At 68.6% G+C, this 18797-nt stretch carries 17 protein-coding genes and 1 tRNA gene; 7 read left to right on the top strand and 11 right to left on the bottom strand.

Annotated elements, in window-relative coordinates; genetic code table 11:
• Window positions 1–831 precede the first annotated feature (831 nt).
• Window positions 832–1014 carry a hypothetical protein gene (locus OVA02_RS02510; protein WP_267659165.1) on the bottom strand — a complete coding sequence of 61 codons (183 nt, stop codon included), beginning with the start codon at window positions 1012–1014 and terminating at the stop codon, window positions 832–834.
• Window positions 1015–1630: 616 nt separating this feature from the next.
• The gene (locus OVA02_RS02505; protein ID WP_267659164.1) at window positions 1631–1855 is read right to left on the bottom strand and encodes a hypothetical protein; all 225 of its coding nucleotides are present in this window, start codon (window positions 1853–1855) and stop codon (window positions 1631–1633) included.
• A 137-nt stretch (window positions 1856–1992) separates the two neighbouring features.
• On the opposite strand from OVA02_RS02505, the gene OVA02_RS02500 reads away from it, so the two are divergent.
• Complete coding sequence (locus OVA02_RS02500) at window positions 1993–3126, top strand: AAA family ATPase (RefSeq protein WP_267659163.1); 1134 nt, start codon at window positions 1993–1995, stop codon at window positions 3124–3126.
• Window positions 3123–3311 carry a hypothetical protein gene (locus OVA02_RS02495; protein ID WP_267659162.1) on the top strand — a complete coding sequence of 63 codons (189 nt, stop codon included), beginning with the start codon at window positions 3123–3125 and terminating at the stop codon, window positions 3309–3311. Before OVA02_RS02500 ends, OVA02_RS02495 begins: the two co-directional genes overlap by 4 nt.
• Here OVA02_RS02495 and OVA02_RS02490 read toward each other — a convergent pair.
• Window positions 3308–3460, bottom strand: coding sequence for a hypothetical protein (locus tag OVA02_RS02490; protein ID WP_267659161.1), 153 nt, complete (start codon window positions 3458–3460; stop codon window positions 3308–3310). The genes OVA02_RS02495 and OVA02_RS02490 overlap by 4 nt on opposite strands.
• A gap of 194 nt (window positions 3461–3654) precedes the next feature.
• A tRNA-Ser gene (locus OVA02_RS02485) sits at window positions 3655–3745 on the bottom strand.
• 137 nt (window positions 3746–3882) lie between these two features.
• Here OVA02_RS02485 and OVA02_RS02480 point away from each other — a divergent pair.
• The 4 genes from OVA02_RS02480 to OVA02_RS02465 all read left to right on the top strand — a co-directional run bounded on the left by OVA02_RS02480 (window position 3883) and on the right by OVA02_RS02465 (window position 8024).
• Complete coding sequence (locus tag OVA02_RS02480) at window positions 3883–4809, top strand: SGNH/GDSL hydrolase family protein (protein WP_267659160.1); 927 nt, start codon at window positions 3883–3885, stop codon at window positions 4807–4809.
• A gap of 9 nt (window positions 4810–4818) precedes the next feature.
• On the top strand, window positions 4819–6183 hold the full coding sequence (radA, locus tag OVA02_RS02475; RefSeq protein WP_055975569.1) for a DNA repair protein RadA: 1365 nt from the start codon (window positions 4819–4821) through the stop codon (window positions 6181–6183).
• A 637-nt stretch (window positions 6184–6820) separates the two neighbouring features.
• A complete protein-coding gene (locus OVA02_RS02470) occupies window positions 6821–7501 on the top strand; it encodes a hypothetical protein (protein WP_192125149.1) in 681 nt (226 codons plus the stop codon).
• A 13-nt stretch (window positions 7502–7514) separates the two neighbouring features.
• Window positions 7515–8024, top strand: coding sequence for a dehydrogenase (locus OVA02_RS02465; RefSeq protein WP_267659159.1), 510 nt, complete (start codon window positions 7515–7517; stop codon window positions 8022–8024).
• Between the two features lie 123 nt (window positions 8025–8147).
• On the opposite strand, the gene OVA02_RS02460 is transcribed toward OVA02_RS02465, so the two are convergent.
• Window positions 8148–8753, bottom strand: a complete 606-nt coding sequence (locus OVA02_RS02460; protein ID WP_267659158.1) for an amino-acid N-acetyltransferase — start codon at window positions 8751–8753, stop codon at window positions 8148–8150.
• A gap of 191 nt (window positions 8754–8944) precedes the next feature.
• The gene (locus OVA02_RS02455; protein WP_267659157.1) at window positions 8945–11434 is read right to left on the bottom strand and encodes an ATP-dependent Clp protease ATP-binding subunit; all 2490 of its coding nucleotides are present in this window, start codon (window positions 11432–11434) and stop codon (window positions 8945–8947) included.
• A gap of 195 nt (window positions 11435–11629) precedes the next feature.
• Between OVA02_RS02455 and OVA02_RS02450 the strand changes: the two genes are divergently transcribed.
• Window positions 11630–12628 carry an NAD(+)/NADH kinase gene (locus tag OVA02_RS02450; RefSeq protein ID WP_267659156.1) on the top strand — a complete coding sequence of 333 codons (999 nt, stop codon included), beginning with the start codon at window positions 11630–11632 and terminating at the stop codon, window positions 12626–12628.
• A 260-nt stretch (window positions 12629–12888) separates the two neighbouring features.
• Here the strand turns inward: OVA02_RS02450 and OVA02_RS02445 are convergent, their stop codons facing one another.
• The 5 genes from OVA02_RS02445 to lysS form a co-directional block, all read right to left on the bottom strand.
• Entirely contained in the window at window positions 12889–13740 is an 852-nt protein-coding gene (locus tag OVA02_RS02445; RefSeq protein WP_267659155.1) for a serine protein kinase RIO, read from the bottom strand.
• A 303-nt stretch (window positions 13741–14043) separates the two neighbouring features.
• Window positions 14044–15027, bottom strand: coding sequence for a hypothetical protein (locus OVA02_RS02440; protein ID WP_267659154.1), 984 nt, complete (start codon window positions 15025–15027; stop codon window positions 14044–14046).
• A 393-nt stretch (window positions 15028–15420) separates the two neighbouring features.
• Entirely contained in the window at window positions 15421–16443 is a 1023-nt protein-coding gene (locus OVA02_RS02435) for a sigma-70 family RNA polymerase sigma factor (RefSeq protein WP_056044073.1), read from the bottom strand.
• A gap of 401 nt (window positions 16444–16844) precedes the next feature.
• Entirely contained in the window at window positions 16845–17117 is a 273-nt protein-coding gene (locus OVA02_RS02430; RefSeq protein WP_267659725.1) for a hypothetical protein, read from the bottom strand.
• Window positions 17118–17274: 157 nt separating this feature from the next.
• Window positions 17275–18795 (bottom strand): lysine--tRNA ligase, encoded by a 1521-nt coding sequence (lysS, locus tag OVA02_RS02425; protein WP_056044078.1) that lies wholly within the window; start codon window positions 18793–18795, stop codon window positions 17275–17277.
• Window positions 18796–18797: the final 2 nt, after the last annotated feature.

Here is an 18797-nt window from a genome sequence, read left to right as displayed (position 1 = left end):
GCATGGACACCTCGTGCGGCGGGACGAGTTCTGGACCCTCTCAAAATCACCGACCTGTAAAGCTTTGGTCTTGTACTCCAAAGCATTCAATCTGTCGACGTCCTCGAGAGCACCCACTGTCGCTACCGCATATATGTGACGTTGTGTACGCCGACCGCCACGGGGCCGTGTAGGTCAATTGCCCGGTGCGGCCTCACGCTGACAGCTAAGTAGAACAACGGCTACGACCACTGGCGAGCGAGCCCTGTCGATGCAGAGGACGATCGTGGGTTTGGCAATCCCGTTCTCGAAAAGGAAGGCCGCCCTAGCGTCGACATGTGCCTCAGAAGGGGGCACACCATCCCGGCGGCCTAGCTACCGCAAAGAGGACGGCCGATCGATGACGACCACAGTGAACACCACCGCTCCACTAGACGCACCCGCCTCTGAGACGGACCCGCACTTCCAGGAAATTGCCGCTAACCAGTGGCGGGTCCTCGATACACGACTTCCTCAGGGCGACGTGGCCTCGCTCCTCAGTTTCGTCCGTGCTTCGCCAATGTTTATGAAGTAACCGCCATTGCCTCACCAATTGACGTCGCATTCTTTGCCGACGAACGAGCCGCTCGGATCGCGTTCCTGGACACCGCCGAAAGCCTGTCCAGACAAGGGTCCAAATTCGGCGCCTAACTAGCCTGCTCATGCCGGTACCCACCAGGGCGACCGGCAGCCCATCGGTCACCGATCGCTCGTGAGCAGTGGACACTCCCCCGCCGTTACAAGACCCAGATCGTCTCGATAGGTAAGTCCGGAATCGACCTGGGTAAGGGATCGGCTACCAGGCGCCGAGACTTACCTTCCACGCGGAACGCTCGCGCGCACGTCAGCCGCTTCGTCCTCATCCAGCACCCAGCGCTGATACTTCGGGTGATGGGGGTACTTCTTGCGGAGGTAATCCCGGACTACTTGCCCGGGCCGGTCTTCGTCGAGGTATCCGAGTTCGCGAGCAAGCTCTGCCGGTTCGTACGTCGTCACGCGTGCGAGCTTACGGTGACCAGGCGACCAGGCGGCAAAAGGACGTCCTGGTCATTTCACACCCGCTACTGCGGCGGGAGCTCCACGGGTTCCGCCCGCGAATGAACGGGCATGTGCGATATGCGCGTCCACGTCAGCAAGAACGATGTTGAGTCGCTTCCGTGCGATCGATGGCATGTCCGCACGCACGACATGGCGCCCCTGACCTCTCAGATCTGAGCAGCCGAGCATACCTCGGGGCCCTATAAAAGGACCGTCTGCCCCAAGGGGGAGAACGCCAAGGCTCGAGCAGGCCCCCTCGAGAAAGAGTCAAGCGAAGAGCCGCCAATTGCATTTGCTGAGTGAGGCATCAGTCTTTGCTAAGACGCGATACAACGGCATCGAGCGACCATGATGTCGACATGGCGACTGGTTGGTCAGCCGCCCGCAAGGGCCCGCCCGTCATGGGCTAGTTAGATCCCCGGATACAAGCTTTACGGCCCTAATTCGGGCTGCGAAATCGAACAGAGCGATGGGTTTGCTGTCCGTACAGTTTCACGGATCCCCCATGAATCGTGTCGCTCGCGGGGCTACAGAGCTTTAGGACATCGCATATCTAGTACGCAATCTCGTTACCTTATTTGGTGTAGACGCATGGGAAGTCGAACACCTGCTTGGGGAAGCGGTGCGGAATTTCGGTGCTCTTACCGCGTGGGGTCTCCCCGCCGGGATCGTCGCGGCGGCTCAGGTCGTCGTCCCAGACTTGCTGGTTTTGGCCTAAGTCCTGGCGGCGCTCTGGTGTGCCACCATCCTCGTGCTGATCTTCGTGGGCGTCTTCGGCCCCAAAGAGCAGGCCAAGCACGCGCGAGGCATGTTAAAAATGTTGCTCGGCCGGCCCGCTCCACCTACCTAGGCTCCCCCCACCGGGTAGCCAACCGACTTGTGACGATCATGGTTTCAGGTCACCTCATCTCATGGGCACCTCGCTCGTGTGATCCCGTGACCACCGAAGCTCTGGCAGTCGATGACGTGTTCCCGGTCCGGGGATATCCCAAGTACACCTACCAACAGCAGAAGTCCGTTGAGGGTGACGTCGCGAGACACGCGGCCTCCGGCTCCGGTGTTCTCTTGGTGTACGGCCCGAGTAAGTCCGGGAAGTCGGTTCTCGTTCAGAAGGTGCTTCCGAAGGCGCTTTACGTGGAGGCACCCAACACCGAGACCGCGGAAGGTTTTTGGCAGGCCGCGAATACGGCTCTCGGCACGCACACCACCCGTTCTGAAGGCGATGAGACGTCCGAGTCCCGCGAGATAGGTCTTAGCGCCGGGGTTTCGTCGGTTGGCCGATTTGTGGGCAAGTGGGGTTGGAATAGGTCGAAGAAGAACAGTCGCGGTGGTACGTCCACAGATCCGAGCAATATTTTTGTGACCAGGGCTCTTCTGAAAACCAAGCGTGTCTTGATCATCGACGACCTTCACATGCTCCATCGGGATGAACAGCGGAAAATCGTTCGAAACATCACGCCGTTCGTCGACAAGGGCGGACGGGTGATTCTCATTGCGTCTGGGCATCGGGCCGAGCTCATTCCGACTCTCGTACCGAACATGGGCGGCTCTTTCAAAGCCAACAACTTCGGTCTGTGGAGCGACGCAGGCCAACTGGGCCAGCTGGCTCAAATTGTGAAAGACGGTTGGATCAAGCTCAGGACGCAGGCGCCTGCGGGGTTGGCGGAGCGGCTGGCGGAGAATGCCTACGGCAGCCCTCAAACGATGCAGCGTCTTAGCGCCGCTCTTGTGGTCAACAACAATTACTACTTCGCCGCCGACGAGCTGAGTGAGCTCGTGTCCCCCACCGATTGGGACGAGTTCGACAAGACCAGCCTCGCTCCGGTTCTTTCCGAGGTTCGTTGGGTCAAGAAGCTGACGAAGGGACCCAAGGGAAAAGCCCGCGACGAATACCCCACCCACAAATATGGGCCTGCGGATGGGTATCGGCTGATCATGCTTGCACTGCGAGAACTTCTACCCAACGTGGACGTTGACGTAGATGTGCTCCGGAGAAAATTGTCGAAGTCCCGAAGGGCACACCGCTACTCGGGGTTACGCTGCCCTGTCCACGCAAGGTTGAGACGGTGAAGAAGCTCAGTCTTATGTCAAAGTCGGCGGCTACTGACGTTCTCGATGACATGGACGAGACTCAGCTAGAAGACCTTGCGGAGCAGTCTGGCGCTGATCCCGTCGTCGAGTACCAGGAGCAGAACAATCAAGTTAGAATCGTCGATTCTCTCTTTGCATTTGCGCTTCGCTGGTGGCTCATCTAGAAGGCGATCGGCACGAGGTCGAGGCCCGGCACGATGACGTCGCGCAACGTCTCGAGTGCACGTGCGCTGAGGGCGACCGCGAGGCCGCCGGGTCGTCGTCGTCGACGGGGTCGGCTGCGATAGAGCTGCTCGATTTGCCCTGAGGTCAAGGTGGACGACGAGCGCGTGACGTTCCGTCTTGACGGCAGGCTGGGACAGCTGGACACCCCTCGCGATGCGGAAGTGCTGGTTGCTCACTGGAGCTCACCGCATTCCCGTTACCGCCGCGTTACCGCTGCTCCCCGTAAGCGAAGAAAGGAGCCCCGGAACCCCTGCAATTACGGGGTTCTCGAGGCTCTTTCTCTGGCGGTACCGGTGGGATTTGAACCCACGGTGGAGTTAACCCCCACACATGTTTTCGAGACATGATCCTTCGGCCGCTCGGACACGGTACCGAGGACGAGTTTAGTACATCCGGCGGCAGGGACGAAACCGGACGATTCGTCGCCCACAGGCGCGCGCCTCCTCGGGGTTGTGCACAGGGTGCACAGACGCCCGGCACGGGCATCGGAGCCCGGCGTAACCTCGGCCCATGCCCTCACGCCACACCGTCCTCGCCTTCGTCTCGGGCGTCGGCGTCACCCTCGCCACCACGGCCGCCGCCGGCGCCGGCGTCACCCGCTTCATGCAGCGACGCAACGCGGCCGCCGCCGACCTGAACGCGCTGCTGCCCGTCCATTCGGCCTGGTGGCGCGACCGCTTCGACCGCAAGGGCAAGCTGCTCTACGTCGCGATGGGCGACTCCGCCGCCCAGGGCATCGGCGCCTCGAGCCCGGCCCGCAGCTACGTCGGCCGCATCTCGGCCTCGATCCGCCGCCAGAGCCACACCTCGCTGCGCGTCGTCAACCTCAGCGTCAGCGGCTCGACCACCTGGCTCTGCCGAAAGGACCAGCTGCCCAAGTTCGAGAAGTACGAACCCGACGTCGTGACCGTCGCCATCGGCGCCAACGACATCATCCAGTTCAACCCCGAGTCGTTCGAGAAGAACCTCCGCGTCATCTACGGCGCCCTGCCCTCGCACGCCATCGTCGGCGACCTGCCCGCCATGTGGATTCCCGACCGCGAGAAGAAGCTCGTCGAGGCCAACGCCATCGTCCACCGCCTCGCCGGCGAGTTCGGCCTCACCGTCGCCCCGCTCTACGAGACCACCCGCGCGCAGGGCTTCTTCCGCACCTACCGCAACTCGGCCGGCGACCTCTTCCACCCCAACGACCGCGGCTACCGCGTCTGGGCCTCGGCCTTCGAACCCGCCATCGCCGCCCGCCTCGCTCGCATCGCCGCCGACGAGGCCGCCACCGCCCACGAGGCCCGCGAGGCCGAAGCCGTCGCGGCCCACACGGCCGCGGCTGCCGCCGCCCCGACTGCCAGCACCAGCAGCGACACCCCGACGACGGACCCTGCAGGAGGCGCCACCACGTCCCCGACGGACGCCTCCGCCGATGTCGGGGGCGCCTCCTAGGCTGACGGCATGGCTCGCACCACCACTCCCCCGTTCCGCTGCACCGAGTGCGGGTGGACGTCGCTCAAGTGGGCGGGGCGCTGCGGCGAGTGCCAGAAGTGGGGCACCGTCGTCGACGTCACCTCGGCCCTCGTCAGCGCCCGCGGCACCGCCTCGGTCCGCGTCGAAGGCGACCGCGTCGCACGACCCATCACCCAGGTCGAAGCCAACAGCGTCGCCTACTGGCCCAGCGGCATCGCGGAGTTCGACCGCGTCCTCGGCGGAGGCATCGTCCCCGGCGCCGCCATCCTGCTCAGCGGCGAACCCGGCGTCGGCAAGTCGACCCTGCTGCTCGAGGTCGCCTCCCGCGCCGCCGCCACCGGCGCCCGCGTCCTCTACGTCACCGCCGAAGAGAGCGCCTCGCAGGTCCGCCTCCGCGCCCAACGCACCGGCGCCATGCACGACAACCTCTTCCTCGCCGCCGAGGTCGACCTCTCGGTCATCCTCGGCCAGATCGACCAGGTCGACCCCCAGCTCGTCATCGTCGACTCGGTGCAGACCGTCTCGTCCTCGACCATCGATGGCATCGCCGGCGGCACCTCCCAGGTGCGCGAGGTCGCCTCGACCCTCATCCGCGTCAGCAAAGACCGCAACCTTCCCGTCCTGCTCGTCGGCCACGTCACCAAGGACGGCACCATCGCCGGCCCCCGCCTGCTCGAACACCTCGTCGACGTCGTCTGCCAGTTCGAAGGTGACCGGCAGACCGCGCTCCGCTTCATCCGCGCCCACAAGAACCGCTTCGGCCCCACCGACGAGGTCGGTTGCTTCGAGATGACCGGCGACGGCATCGCCGAGGTCGCCGACCCCAGCGGCCTCTTCATGTCGCGCAACGGCACCCCCGTCAGCGGCACCTGCATCACCGTCGCCATGGAAGGCCGCCGCGCCCTGCCCGTCGAGGTCCAGGCACTCATCGTCGCCAGCTCGACACCTCAACCCCGCCGCGTCGTCAACGGCGTCGACTCCTCCCGCGTCGCCATGCTGCTCGCCGTGCTCGAACGCCGCGCCGGCATCCGCCTCGGCGACGCCGACGTCTACGTCAGCACCGTCGGCGGCATCAAGATCACCGAACCCGGCGCCGACCTCGCCATCGCCCTCGCCCTCGCCAGTGCCAGCCGCGAGAAACCCTTCCCCCAGACCATGGCCGCCGTCGGCGAGATCAGCCTCGCCGGCGAGATCCGCCCCGTTTCCTCGCCCAAACAACGCGCCTCCGAGGCCCGACGCCTCGGCTTCACCCAGCTCGTCGACGCCGAGTCGGGCAACCTGCGCGAAGCGCTTCGCCGAGCGTTCAGCGCCGCGGGCTCCGAACGCGACCGCGAACTCGACCGGGCCTTCTGAGCCGGCCCGACCCGCGCCTCCTTACCCGAGACACCCGCGTCTCTCGGCCCGACCCGCGCCTCGTGACCCGAGGCCGACTCGGGTGTGCTGACGCGTCCCGTGATTCCTGACCCGGGCCCCGGGCCGGGCTGGGCCCGGCCGGCGGACGTACGGTCCCGCACGTCCGACGCCGGGTGCGAGTGGGCAGAAGGTGCTGCTCCCACCAACCCGACGAGCACCTTCTGCCCACTCGACGGCCGCGACGCCTGCACCCCCGCATACGAGCACCGACCCGTCGAGTGGTCCCGAACCGTCCTTCCGACGCACCCGACGGACGATCTCCGACCACTCGACCCGCGCCTCCGGAACCAGAGCCGCACCCGCCGGCCCGACCCGCACGAGACCAGGGCCCGAGTGGGCAAAAGATGCTCCTCCCCCGCACACGAGCAGCATCTCCTGCCCACTCGGCCCCCACCTCCCGACCTCCCGAGCACCCGCCCCCACCCGACATGACCCGCCCGCACCCAACATCCCCAGCACCCGGGTACACCCGGGTCGGCGGCCTCACCAGGCACCTGCACCCCGCTCCACGCGGATTCTCAGCCCACACGCCGTGGTGGTCCCGGCCAACCCCCTGACCGGCCCTTAACCTGTGCCCATGTCGACGTTCAAGAACCCGGTCGGGCCGCAACCGCCCTCGGTCTACTGGCGTCGTCGCGCGGTGCTCGCGCTCGGTCTGATCGCGGTCGTGGTCATCATCGTGTTGATCGTCGTCCGCCCCGGGTCCGGCTCGGCAGAACCCGGTGCCGCCGCGACGACCTCCGCGCCCCCGGCCGACACCGCCCCCAGCGAACCGGCCCCCACCGAGACCGCCCCCGCGGCCGACGCCACCGCCGACCCGGCCGACACCTCGACCGAGGGCGCCTCCGACGCCCCGGCCTGCTCGACCCGCAGCATCGAACTCAAGCCCGTCACCGACAAGACGAGCTACGCCGCCACCGAGCTGCCGCAGATCTCGATGTCGATCACCAACTCGGGCCGCTCCGACTGCTCGATCGACCTCGGCTCGGCCCAGCAGACCCTCGTCATCTCGAGCGGCGAAGAGCAGTACTGGTCGTCGAAGGACTGCCAGGTCAACGGCACCAACCAGGTCGTCACGCTCACCGCCGGCCAGACCCTCAGCACTCCCCCCATCGCCTGGGACCGCACGCGCTCCTCCGCCGACACCTGCGAGTCGACCTCGCGCGAACCCGTCACCGCCGGCGGCGCGACCTACCGCCTCGCCGTCTCGGTCGGCGACATCACCTCCGCCGACACCGCCCAGATGATCCTGAACTGACAGTGACCCACCCGTGAACGCAGCCACCCCCTCCTCCGAGCCCGTCGACCCCCGCGAGCCCGTCGACCCGGACGACCGCAACGGCACCTTCCGCTCCGAGTCGCTCGAGCTGGCCCTCGCCGCCCAGGACGCCGCCGCCGTCGCCTTCGCCCTGCGGCACGACGTGGTCGTCGTCCCGAAGCTCGTCCTGCCGAGCGACGCGAGCGCCACGAGCGCCACCGCCGACGCCGCACCCTCCACCGGCGGCCCCGACGACGGAGCCCTCCCCGACGAAGGCGACCAGGTCCGCGTCTTCGGCCGCGAGAACACCGACAAGCGCATCCTGCTGCTCTTCTCGTCGGACGACACCTACGCCGCGATGGTCCCCGACGACCCGAACCGCCAGGTCATGCTCTACGACGCGCTCTCGTTGCGCGCCTTCCTCGAGGCCCACCTCGACGTCATCGAGCAGGTCTTCTTCGACATCGCCGGCCCGCACACCATGGCCGCCAACCCGGAAGACCTCCTCAAGGCCCTCGGCTAGCGAGAAGCCCGCGAGCCCAGGAGGCGCGGGTCGAGTGGTCCCGAATCGTCCTTCCCAGCGCGTCGAGGGACGATTCGGGACCACTCGACCGGCCACGGTGATCGTGGGCTCGGGCTACGACGACTACAGCGCGGGCAGCGCCTTGAGCATCCGTGAGTTGCCGAGCGTGTTCGGCTTCACCCGCGCCAGGTCGAGGAACTCCGCCACGCCCTCGTCGGTCGAGCGCACGAGCTCGCCGTAGACGTCCGGCGGCACGAGCCCCTCGTCGCCGACGTTGAAGTAGCCGTGCTTCTCGAAGAAGTCGACCTCGAACGTCAGGCAGAACAGTCGGCCGATCTCGAGCCGGCGGGCCGCCCCTTCGAGCGACTCGAGGAGGCGGTGGCCGACCCCCTTGCGAATCCATGCGGCGTCGAGGGCGAGCGTGCGCACTTCGGCCAGGTCGTCCCACATGACGTGCAGCGCGCCGCAGCCGATCGGCACCCCGTCGGGCCCGACCGCGATCTGGAACTCCTGGACGTCGCCGTACAGCGTCACAAGGTCCTTGCCCAGCAGGATGCGCTTCTGCACGAACGGCTCGCACAGCCGCTGGATGTGCGGCACGTCACTCACGACCGCGTTCCGCACCGTGATGCCGTGCCGGTCGGCACCGACGAGCGCGTCGGCACCCCCGAGCGCGTCGGCACCGACGAGTCCGTCGGCACCGGTGGGCGCGTCTGCCGCATCTGACATGGGACTCCCTCGAAGACCACGACCCGAGGAGGCGCGGGCCGCCGCCCAGCCTAGCGACGCGTTCGCGACCCGGCCCCGGGTACGCCGAAGGGCGGCCTCCACAGTGGGAGACCGCCCTGGGCGTCGAAGGCGACCCGCGCCTCCTTCGGTAGTGCTGTCGCGCAGGTGTTGCCGTCGTGCTGGTGTCGCGCCTAGCTCTCGAGCTCGGGGGCGTCGCCCACGAGGACCTCTTCGCGACCCGGCTGACGCGAGGTGGCGAAGGTGAACTCTCCGTCGACGAAGTCGACCTGGACGTGGTCGCCCGCGTTGAGCTCACCCTGCAGGATGCGCTCGGACAGACGGTCCTCGACCTCGTGCTGGATCGCACGACGCAGCGGCCGGGCACCGAGCGACGGGTCGAACCCGATCTCGATGAGCCGCTCTTTCGCGGACTGCGAGAGGACGGCCGTCATGTCGCGGTCGAGCAGACGGTCGGACAGGCGCTTGATGAACAGGTCGACGATCTGCAGCAGCTCTTCTTGGTTGAGCTGCGGGAACACGATCGTCTCGTCGACGCGGTTCAGGAACTCCGGCTTGAAGTGCTTCTTGAGCTCTTCGGTGACCTTCGAACGCATGCGCTCGTAGGAGGTCGCCGTGTCGCCCTCGATCTGGAAGCCGACGGGGCCGCCGGTGATGTCCTTCGTGCCGAGGTTGGTCGTCATGATGATGACCGTGTTCTTGAAGTCGACGACACGACCCTGACCGTCGGTGAGACGACCCTCTTCGAGCACCTGCAACAGCGAGTTGAAGATGTCGGGGTGGGCCTTCTCGATCTCGTCGAACAGCACCACGGAGAACGGCTTGCGACGGACCTTCTCGGTCAGCTGCCCGCCTTCTTCGAAGCCGACGAACCCGGGAGGGGCACCGAACAGTCGCGAGACGGTGTGCTTCTCGCCGTACTCGGACATGTCGAGCGAGATCAGCGCGCCCTCGTCGTCGAACAGGAACTCGGCGAGCGCCTTGGCCAGCTCGGTCTTGCCGACACCGGTGGGCCCGGCGAAGATGAACGACCCGGAGGGACGCTTCGGGTCCTTCAGGCCGGCACGCGTGCGGCGGATGGTCTTCGAGAGGGCCGCGATGGCCTGCTCTTGTCCGATGACGCGCTGGTGCAGGGCCTTCTCCATGAAGACGAGACGCGAGGTCTCTTCTTCGGTGAGCTTGAAGACCGGGATGCCCGTGGCCTGGGCCAGGACCTCGGCGATGATGCCCTCGTCGACGGTTCCGCCGGCTCCGGCCTCGCCCGAACGCCACGTCTTCTCGAGGCGGAGGCGCTCACCGAGCAGCTTCTTCTCTTCGTCGCGCAACGAGGCGGCCTTCTCGAAGTCCTGGTCCTCGATCGCGCCCTCTTTCTGGCCGCGGACGCCGGCGATGCGCTCGTCGAACTCGCGCAGCTCGGGCGGTGCGGACAGGATCGACAGACGCAGGCGGGCGCCGGCCTCGTCGATCAGGTCGATGGCCTTGTCGGGCAGGAACCGGTCGCTGACGTAACGGTCGGCGAGGTTCGCCGCCGCGACGATGGCGCCGTCGGTGATGGACACCTTGTGGAAGGCCTCGTACTTGTCGCGCAGCCCCTTGAGGATGTTGATCGCGTGGGGCAGCGAGGGCTCGTTGACCTGCACGGGCTGGAAGCGGCGCTCGAGGGCGGCGTCCTTCTCGAAGTGCTTGCGGTACTCGTCGAGCGTGGTCGCACCGATCGTCTGCAGCTCGCCACGGGCGAGCAGCGGCTTGAGGATCGACGCGGCGTCGATGGCACCCTCGGCGGCACCCGCACCCACGAGGGTGTGGATCTCGTCGATGAAGACGATGATGTCGCCGCGCGTGCGGATCTCTTTGGTGACCTTCTTCAGGCGCTCCTCGAAGTCACCGCGGTAACGGCTGCCGGCGATGAGCGAGCCGAGGTCGAGCGAGTAGAGCTGCTTGTCCTTCAGCGTCTCGGGGACCTCGCCCTTGACGATCGCCTGGGCCAGGCCCTCGACGACGGCGGTCTTGCCGACGCCGGGCTCACCGATCAGGACGGGGTTGTTCTTGGAGCGACGGGAGAGGATCTGCATGACCCGCTCCATCTCTTTCTCGCGCCCGATGACCGGGTCGAGCTTGTTGTCGCGCGCGGCCTGCGTAAGGTTGCGACCGAACTGGTCGAGCACCTGGCTGCCGCCCTGCGCGCCCTGGGTCTGTTCGCCGCCCACGGCCACCGCCTCTTTCCCCTGGTAGCCGGAGAGGAGCTGGATGACCTGCTGGCGGACCCGGTTGAGGTCGGCGCCGAGCTTCACGAGCACCTGGGCGGCGACTCCTTCACCCTCGCGGATGAGGCCGAGCAGGATGTGCTCGGTGCCGATGTAGTTGTGGCCGAGCTGCAGCGCCTCGCGCAGGCTCAGCTCGAGGACCTTCTTCGCACGAGGCGTGAAGGGGATGTGGCCGGTCGGCTGCTGCTGGCCCTGGCCGATGATGTCTTGCACCTGCTCGCGCACGGCGTCGAGCGAGATGCCCAGCGACTCGAGGGCCTTGGCGGCGACGCCTTCGCCCTCGTGGATCAGACCGAGCAGGATGTGCTCGGTGCCGATGTAGTTGTGGTTCAGCATCTTCGCCTCTTCTTGGGCGAGGACGACGACGCGACGGGCACGGTCGGTGAATCTCTCGAACATCTTCTTTGCTCCCTAGGTGGCGGGGTGGTTGTCGCCACCGAATGTGCATCTGGCGCCCGCAGGGTTCGGCACCGGTTTACAGAGAGAGTAACCAGGCCCCGCGGCTTAATCTGCCCCTGTTCGCTGGGGGCATAGAGCAGTGCGCAGGCGGGCTGACGGGGCGCGCTGACAGGGGTGGCGGCTAGCCTCGCGTCCATGGGCAAGTTCACGGTCGGCCTCGTTCCGCACCCCACGAAGTCGGTGCTCGACAGCGTCGAGATCATCCGCGGCTGGACGACCCGCTCACAGGCGCACCTCGTCGCCATGACCTCCGACGCGGCACGGGTCGGCGACGGCGTCGAGCTGGTCGACGAGCGCACCTTCCGCGAGCGCGTCACCGTCGTGGTGGCCCTCGGCGGCGACGGCACGATGCTCGGCGCCATGCGGCTCGTCGCCGAGCGTCCCGTGCCCGTACTGGGCGTCAACTACGGCAACGTGGGCTTCCTGGTCGAGGTCGAGCCGCACGAACTGCCCGAGGCGCTCGACCGCGTCGGCCAGAAGCAGTTCTCGCTCGAGGCGCACCACGCCCTCGAGGTCACGCACTCGGCATCCGGCTTCGAGAACACCTACCTGGCCTTCAACGACGTCTCGGTGGCCCGCCGTCCGGGTGAGGGCGTCGTCTCGGCCGACCTCGTCCTCGACGAGACGCCCTACGGCTACTACAAGGCCGACGCGATCGTCGCGGCGACCCCCGCCGGGTCGACCGCCTACAACTACGCCGCGGGCGGGCCGATCCTGTCCCCCGCGATCGCGGCCGTCGTGGTCACCCCGGTGGCACCGATGTCGGGCATCGACCGCTCGGTCGTCCTCGGCCCGCGAGAGAAATTGCGCTTCGAGATCGGCGACGGCACGCACTCGGCCGCGCTCGAGGTCGACGGTCGCGTGGTCGCCGACGTCAGCGAGGGCTGCGTCATCAGGCTCGTGCTGCGGCGCGACGCCGGCCAGGTCATCCGGCTGGACGTCGACCGACACGGTCGCAAGGGCCGCCTGAAGCTCAGCCTGCTCGACCTGCCGTTGCGTGAGGACCAGCTGCTCGAGCTCGTCCCCACCGACGTCCGGGCCCGCTTCCGCGAGCGAGCCGAACGCGCCGGCGGCCTCGCCGGCGTCGCCCACGACGACGACACCGCCGTCACCGGCATCAGCCCCCTGCACTGACGCGGCCGCTGCCCAGGGCATCAGCCTCGGGCGCGGTCGCCTTCAGGAGGCGCGGTGCGCGGTGATCGCGCGCCGCGCCTCCTGCGCTCTGCCGCCGTCGTGCGGCCGGGGCAACTGCCGCGGACCCGGGCGGGTTCGGCCACGGCGGGAGGTCGCGGACGCCCGAGTCCCACGAACACGCTCGCCTGCCGCCGTCGTGCGGCCCGGCCCCGGCTCGGCCGCCCAGCCCGGCCCGGCCCCGGCCCCGGCCCGGCCCCGGCCTAGTACACCTCGCCCAGCGCCTCGGCGAAGACCTGCTCGGGGTCGCGGACGAACCCGCGCCGGGCGAACCAGGCGCAGACGTTGCGGCAGTCGCGTTCGAGCAGCTCGACGCCGGTCGGGTTGCTCGCGACGTCGACCAGCTGGGGCACGTCGATGGCGACCACGCGCCCGTCGTGCACGAGCAGGTTGTACGGCGAGAGGTCCCCGTGCGCGAAGCCGGCCCGGGCGAAGCCGATCACGATCTCGTGCACCTGCTCGAACAACGGCCAGAGGGTGGCGCCGTCGTCCTTGACCTGGGCGAGGCGTGGGGCGGCTTCGACCCCGTGCCCGATGAACTCCATCAGGATCTCGGTGCCGCTGATCTGCACCGGGTACGGCACGGCGACGCCGAGGGAGTGCATGCGGCAGAGCGCGTCGAACTCGGCCGCGGCCCAGAGCCCGGCCTGCACGCGGCGGCCGTGCGCCGAGCCGCGAGCCATCGCGCGGCCGTCGCGGGTGTTGCGGACCCGTCGGCCCTCCCGGTACTCCGACGAACGGTGGAAGTCGCTCTGCTCGGGCCCGCGGTACCGCTTCGCGGCCAGCAAGGAGGCGCGGGCTCCGTCACCGGCGCCCAGCACGACGTCCGTCGGCACGGCTCGGTCGATCAGGTGGACGTCGGCCTCCTTGCCGGTCTTGACGACGCCGAGCTCGGTGTCGATCGCGGCCGCGGAGGTCACGACCCAGGCGGGCCAGGGCCGGGGTCCGCGTTCGGTGGGGGTGGCGGCCGGCCAGGTGGACCAGCGCTGGTCGGCGTCGGAGTCGGGGTCGACGGTGGAGAAGGTGGGGACGACGAAATCGTCGGAGAAGGTCAAGCGGTGCTCCAGGGGAGGCGTGAGACCGGCCCGGCGGGCGCGACGAGCCTCGCGCGGCTGTCGCTACGGGCGGAGGGTCTCGGGGTGAGTGGGGTACGCGTGGCATGCGTTGACGGCAGTCATGCTCATCACCCCTCTCGTGGAGTGTCTCGTGGCCCGGCCACCTCGTGGCCCTGGTCCGCTCACGGTACCGCCCCGCGCCTCCCCTGTCGACGGTCGTTTCTCTCGATCCCCTGCCGGTCGAGTGGGCAGAAGATGCTCTTCGGACGGAAACGAAGCGCATCTTCTGCCCACTCGGCCGAGTCACGACAGCAGGCGACGCACGCGGGCGACGAGTTCGTCGGCCCGGCGGCCGCGGAGATCGTCGTCCGTGCACCGGACGGTGCGCCAACCGGCGTCGGCGAACCTCTCGCGGCGCAGGATGTCCTGTCGGAATCGCCTGGGGTCGCGGCGGTGCTCGTCACCCTCGTACTCGACGGCCACCCCGCACCACGCGTACCGGAGGTCGGGCTTGCCGAGGTAGCGCCCACGGTCGTCGAACGTGCGCACGTTGATCTCGGGCTCCGGGAGCCCCGCCCGGTTCAGGAGCAGGCGGAGCTCGGTCTCCTTCGGCGACTCGACCCCGGGGCGGACCATTTCGAAGGCCTCTCGGACACGGGCGACGCCACGCCGACCCCGGGCGTCGTGGAGCGCACGCTCGAGTTGCGCGACCGGTCGTCCCCGAGCCGCCACGTGGGGGGACCAGCAGCCGGCCAACGTATCTCCGGCCCGGACGAGGTCGGTGAGCGACAGCAGCGACCCGCACTCCACCCACGCCGTCACCGGCTCGTCGACCGGCAGACCGTCGACCCGCGACATCGGGGGCCGGTCGGACGGACCGAGTCCTGCACGACGGTCCGTCGGGTCGGCCCGAGAGGCGGCCGCCCCTGCCCGATGCGTGGCGACACCAGGCCGTCGCGGGCCGCGCCCCTCGATCGCGGTGACGTGGAGTGGTTCTCTGCCGTCGCGGACCCACCACGGCACGGGGAGACCCCACAGGCCCAGAGCCGTCACGCGGGAGAACCGCCAGTCGTCGAGCATGACGGGCAGCACGTCGCGGGCCCTGACCGCGAGGTCGCGCGGGACGTCGTCGGGATCGGGGTGCCCGTCGACGACGTACCGCACACCGCGGTGCGGAGCCGCGAGATCCGGCCCTCGGAGTCGCCCGATGCCGAGACCGGCACGGCGGGCCTCGTCGACGGCGAAGGGGCGATCGGCAAGCGGAAGGGGGACGACGATGCGCGGCACCCGTCGAGACTGACCGCCGGGACGCGGCCCGCGCCTCCTGATGTCGTCGCCTGGGGACAGTCGTGAGTACATCGGTTCTGGGGACCAGACGACCCCCCGCCCGAGTGGGCAGAAGATGCTCCTCAACGACCCCCGAAGAGCACCTTCTGCCCACTCGGCGGAAGAGGCCTCCGGCTGACGAGACCTATCGGCGACGAGTGGGCAGAAGATGCTGCTCGGCGAACCCCGAAGAGCATGTTCTGCCCACTCGCGGCTCCGAGGAGGCTCGGTGCGGGGCGCCACGGCACGGCACGAGACACGACGCGACCCCCGGACACGACGAAGGGCCGCCGCCCGGGGTGACCCGGGCGACGGCCCTCGCGTGGTGCAGCGTGCGGCGTGACCGCAAACGACCTACTGCAGGTAGAGCTGGAGGTCCTGGCTGACGGCCTTCGCGAACATGCGGAGACGGGCACGGCTCTCGACGCGCGAGACGGCCTGGCGCGACGAGTGGACGCGCTTCGAGATCTCGTCGAGGGTCATCGGCTGGTCGTCGTCGAGGCCGAAGCGCATGCGGATGACGCGCGCCTCGTCTTCGGGCAGCGTCGCCACGAGGGCGTGCATGTCGCGGTTGAGCAGCGAGCTCTCGGTGGCCTGCGTGGGCGACGGGGTCTCTTCGTCCTCGATGAAGTCGCCCAGTTCGCTGTCTTCGGCATCGCCGACGACGGTGTGGATCGACACCGGCTCGTGCGAACGGGACTTCAGCTCGATGAGGTCGGCGACGTCCATGGCGACCTCTTCGGCCACCTCGTCGACGGTGGGCGCACGGCCCAGGTCGACGGTCAGGTCACGCTCGGCCCGCGAGATGCGGTTGATGCGCTCGACCGTGTGCACCGGGATGCGGATGGCGCGCGCCTTGTCGGCGAGGCCGCGGGCGATGGCCTGACGGATCCACCACGTGGCGTAGGTCGAGAACTTGTAGCCCTGCGTGTAGTCGAACTTCTCGACGGCACGGACGAGGCCGAGGTTGCCCTCCTGGATGACGTCCATGAAGGGCAGGCCGCGCTGCGTGTAGCGCTTGGCGATGCTGACGACGAGGCGGAGGTTCGCGGTGATCATGCGGTCCTTCGCACGCTCGCCGTCGTGCTGCAGCCAGCGGAGGTCGCGGAGCATCTCGGCGTGGGCCTTGGTGCGGTTCTTCTTGACCGCGTCGGCCGCCTGCAGCTCTTTGAGCTTCTCGCCGGCGAACAGGCCGACCTCGATGCGGCGGGCGATCTCGGTCTCTTCCGCTGCGTCGAGCAGCGGCATGCGGCCGATGTGGCGGAGGTAGTCGCCGACCTGGTCGGTGGAGGCCCCTCGGACCTGCGACAGGACCTCGACCTCGGTGTCGTCGGTGGCTGTGGTGGTGTTGCGCGTGGTGACGGAAGTGGTCGTCATCGTTCTCTCCCTGCTCGAGTACTGACCTGGTGTCGCGTCGATTAGTTCGTGAAGCTCGTCGGCGTACTTCGAGTCTGGCGTGCGGGGGCGTGCGGAAAAAAGCTGGTGCAGGCCCTGACGGGACTACTCCGAGCGCACGTCCAGAGTTTCGACGCCGACGGGGTACGAAGGCGAACGACGTTTGACAGCAGCCCGGAACGGGTATAGGCGGTCGCTATCACGCCGGGGGTACACATTCCCAGGTCGCTCACCGGAAACTCGGCGGCCGATCTGTCGCGGTACGACGAACGGCACCGCGAGCCCAGGAGGCGCGGTGCCGTGACCTGAGGACGCCCGCGTCACCGGCGCGCCCGTCACCGGCGCACCCCTCGGCGACCCACCCGGTGGCGGGAGAGGCCGGACTAGACCGTGCGGCGGCCCGATCGGTCGGACAGGTCCGACCGGTCGGACAGGCCCGAGGTACCGGTCGCGCCGGCGCGGCCGGACAGCTCACGCGACTCGGCGCGCTCTTGCGCCTCGGCCCGGGCGCGCTCTTCGGCCTCGACCTTGGCGTAGGCGGCCCGCTCGGTGCGGTCGGAGCGCAGCAGTGCCCGGACGATGAACCAGAAGATGAGGCCCACGAGGATGGTGGGCGTCACGGAGAAGACGATGGCTCCGGCAAGGGACTCAGGCACCCGACCAGGGTACGTCGCCCTCCCGGGGAAAACCACGTGCACCTCTCGACGCCGAGACGACGGAGGCGCGGTGCCCGACCGGCACCGCGCCTCCTGCACCCGACGCGCGAGCGTCCGCGCCCCCGCGCGAACGCGTGCGCGGGCGCGGGCGCGGGCCCTACTTGACCAGCGGGAAGAGGATCGTCTCGCGGATGCCGAGGCCCGTGATCGCCATCAGGAGGCGGTCGATGCCCATGCCCATGCCGCCGCTCGGCGGCATGCCGTGCTCGAGCGCGGTGAGGAAGTCGTCGTCGAGGCGCATGGCCTCGGCGTCGCCGCGGGCCGAGAGGGCGGCCTGCTCGACGAAGCGCTCGCGCTGGATCACGGGGTCGACCAGCTCGGAGTACGCGGTGGCGAGCTCGAAGCCGCGGACGTAGAGGTCCCACTTCTCGACGACGCCGGGCTTCGAGCGGTGCTGGCGGACGAGCGGGCTCGTGTCGACCGGGAAGTCGACCACGAAGGTCGGGCGGTCGAGCGACGGCTTGACGAAGTGCTCCCAGAGCTCTTCGACGAGCTTGCCGTGGGTCTCGTGCGGCACGACCAGGTCGACGGTGGCGGCGAGCGCCTGCAGGTCGGCGACGGTGGTCGACGGCGTGATCTCGACTCCGGCGGCCTCGCTGAGCGACTCGTACATCGGCACGCGGGCCCACTCGCCGCCGAGGTCGTACTCGGTGCCGTCGGCGAGGGTGACGAGGTGCGAGCCGGAGACGGCCATGGCGGCGTTCTGCACGAGCTCTTGCGTGAGGCGGGCCATCTGGTCGTAGTCGCCGTAGGCCTGGTACGCCTCGACCATCGCGAACTCGGGCGAGTGCGTCGAGTCGGCGCCCTCGTTGCGGAAGTTGCGGTTGATCTCGAAGACGCGGTCGATGCCGCCGACGACGGCCCTCTTGAGGAACAGCTCGGGCGCGATGCGCAGGTACAGCTCGGTGTCGAAGGCGTTGCTGTGCGTCTGGAACGGTCGGGCCGCGGCGCCGCCGTGCATGGTCTGCAGCATGGGCGTCTCGACCTCGAGGTACTCGTACGAGTCGAAGGTGCGGCGCAGCGACGAGACCGCGGCGGCCCGGGCGCGGACGGTGGCGCGGGCCTGGTCGCGCACGATCAGGTCGAGGTAGCGCTGACGCACGCGCGTCTCCTCGCTGAGCTCGGAGTGCAGGTTCGGCAGCGGCAGGATCGCCTTGGCCGCGATCGACCACTCGCCGACCATGATCGACAGCTCGCCGCGACGGGACGAGATGACCTCGCCCTTCACGAAGACGTGGTCGCCCAGGTCGACGAGCTCTTTCCAGTCGGCGAGGCGCTGCTCGCCGACCTCGGCGAGCGAGACCATGGCCTGGATGCGGCTGCCGTCGCCCGCCTGGAGCGCGGCGAAGCAGAGCTTGCCCGTGTTGCGGGCGTGCACGACGCGACCGGCCAGCCCGACGACGTCACCCGAGCGGCTGTCGGTCTCGAGCTCGGCGTACCGGGCGCGGACCGCACCGATCGTGTCGGTGATCGGCACGCCGACCGGGTACGCCTCGACGCCGGCCTCGAGCAGGCGGGCGCGCTTGTCGAGCCGCACCTGCTTCTGCTCCGACGCCTCGCGCGCGGCGGTGGCCGCCTCGTCGTCGGGGGTGGTGGTCGGGTCGGGCGCGGCGGTCATGT

The organism is Frigoribacterium sp. SL97 (assembly GCF_026625765.1).
Lineage (GTDB): Bacteria > Actinomycetota > Actinomycetes > Actinomycetales > Microbacteriaceae > Frigoribacterium.
Note: the sequence above shows the minus strand (reverse complement) of the source record. Positions and strands in the feature narration are given on the sequence as shown.

Bases quoted from the DNA above. Each gene is read 5' to 3' on its own strand.
- OVA02_RS02460 (WP_267659158.1), bottom strand. From the start codon at position 8,753: ATGTCAGATGCGGCAGACGCGCCCACCGGTGCCGACGGACTCGTCGGT.
- OVA02_RS02435 (WP_056044073.1), bottom strand. From the start codon at position 16,443: ATGACGACCACTTCCGTCACCACGCGCAACACCACCACAGCCACCGAC.
- OVA02_RS02470 (WP_192125149.1), top strand. From the start codon at position 6,821: ATGTCGACGTTCAAGAACCCGGTCGGGCCGCAACCGCCCTCGGTCTAC.
- OVA02_RS02450 (WP_267659156.1), top strand. From the start codon at position 11,630: ATGGGCAAGTTCACGGTCGGCCTCGTTCCGCACCCCACGAAGTCGGTG.
- radA (WP_055975569.1), top strand. From the start codon at position 4,819: ATGGCTCGCACCACCACTCCCCCGTTCCGCTGCACCGAGTGCGGGTGG.
- OVA02_RS02455 (WP_267659157.1), bottom strand. From the start codon at position 11,434: ATGTTCGAGAGATTCACCGACCGTGCCCGTCGCGTCGTCGTCCTCGCC.
- OVA02_RS02480 (WP_267659160.1), top strand. From the start codon at position 3,883: ATGCCCTCACGCCACACCGTCCTCGCCTTCGTCTCGGGCGTCGGCGTC.
- lysS (WP_056044078.1), bottom strand. From the start codon at position 18,795: ATGACCGCCGCGCCCGACCCGACCACCACCCCCGACGACGAGGCGGCC.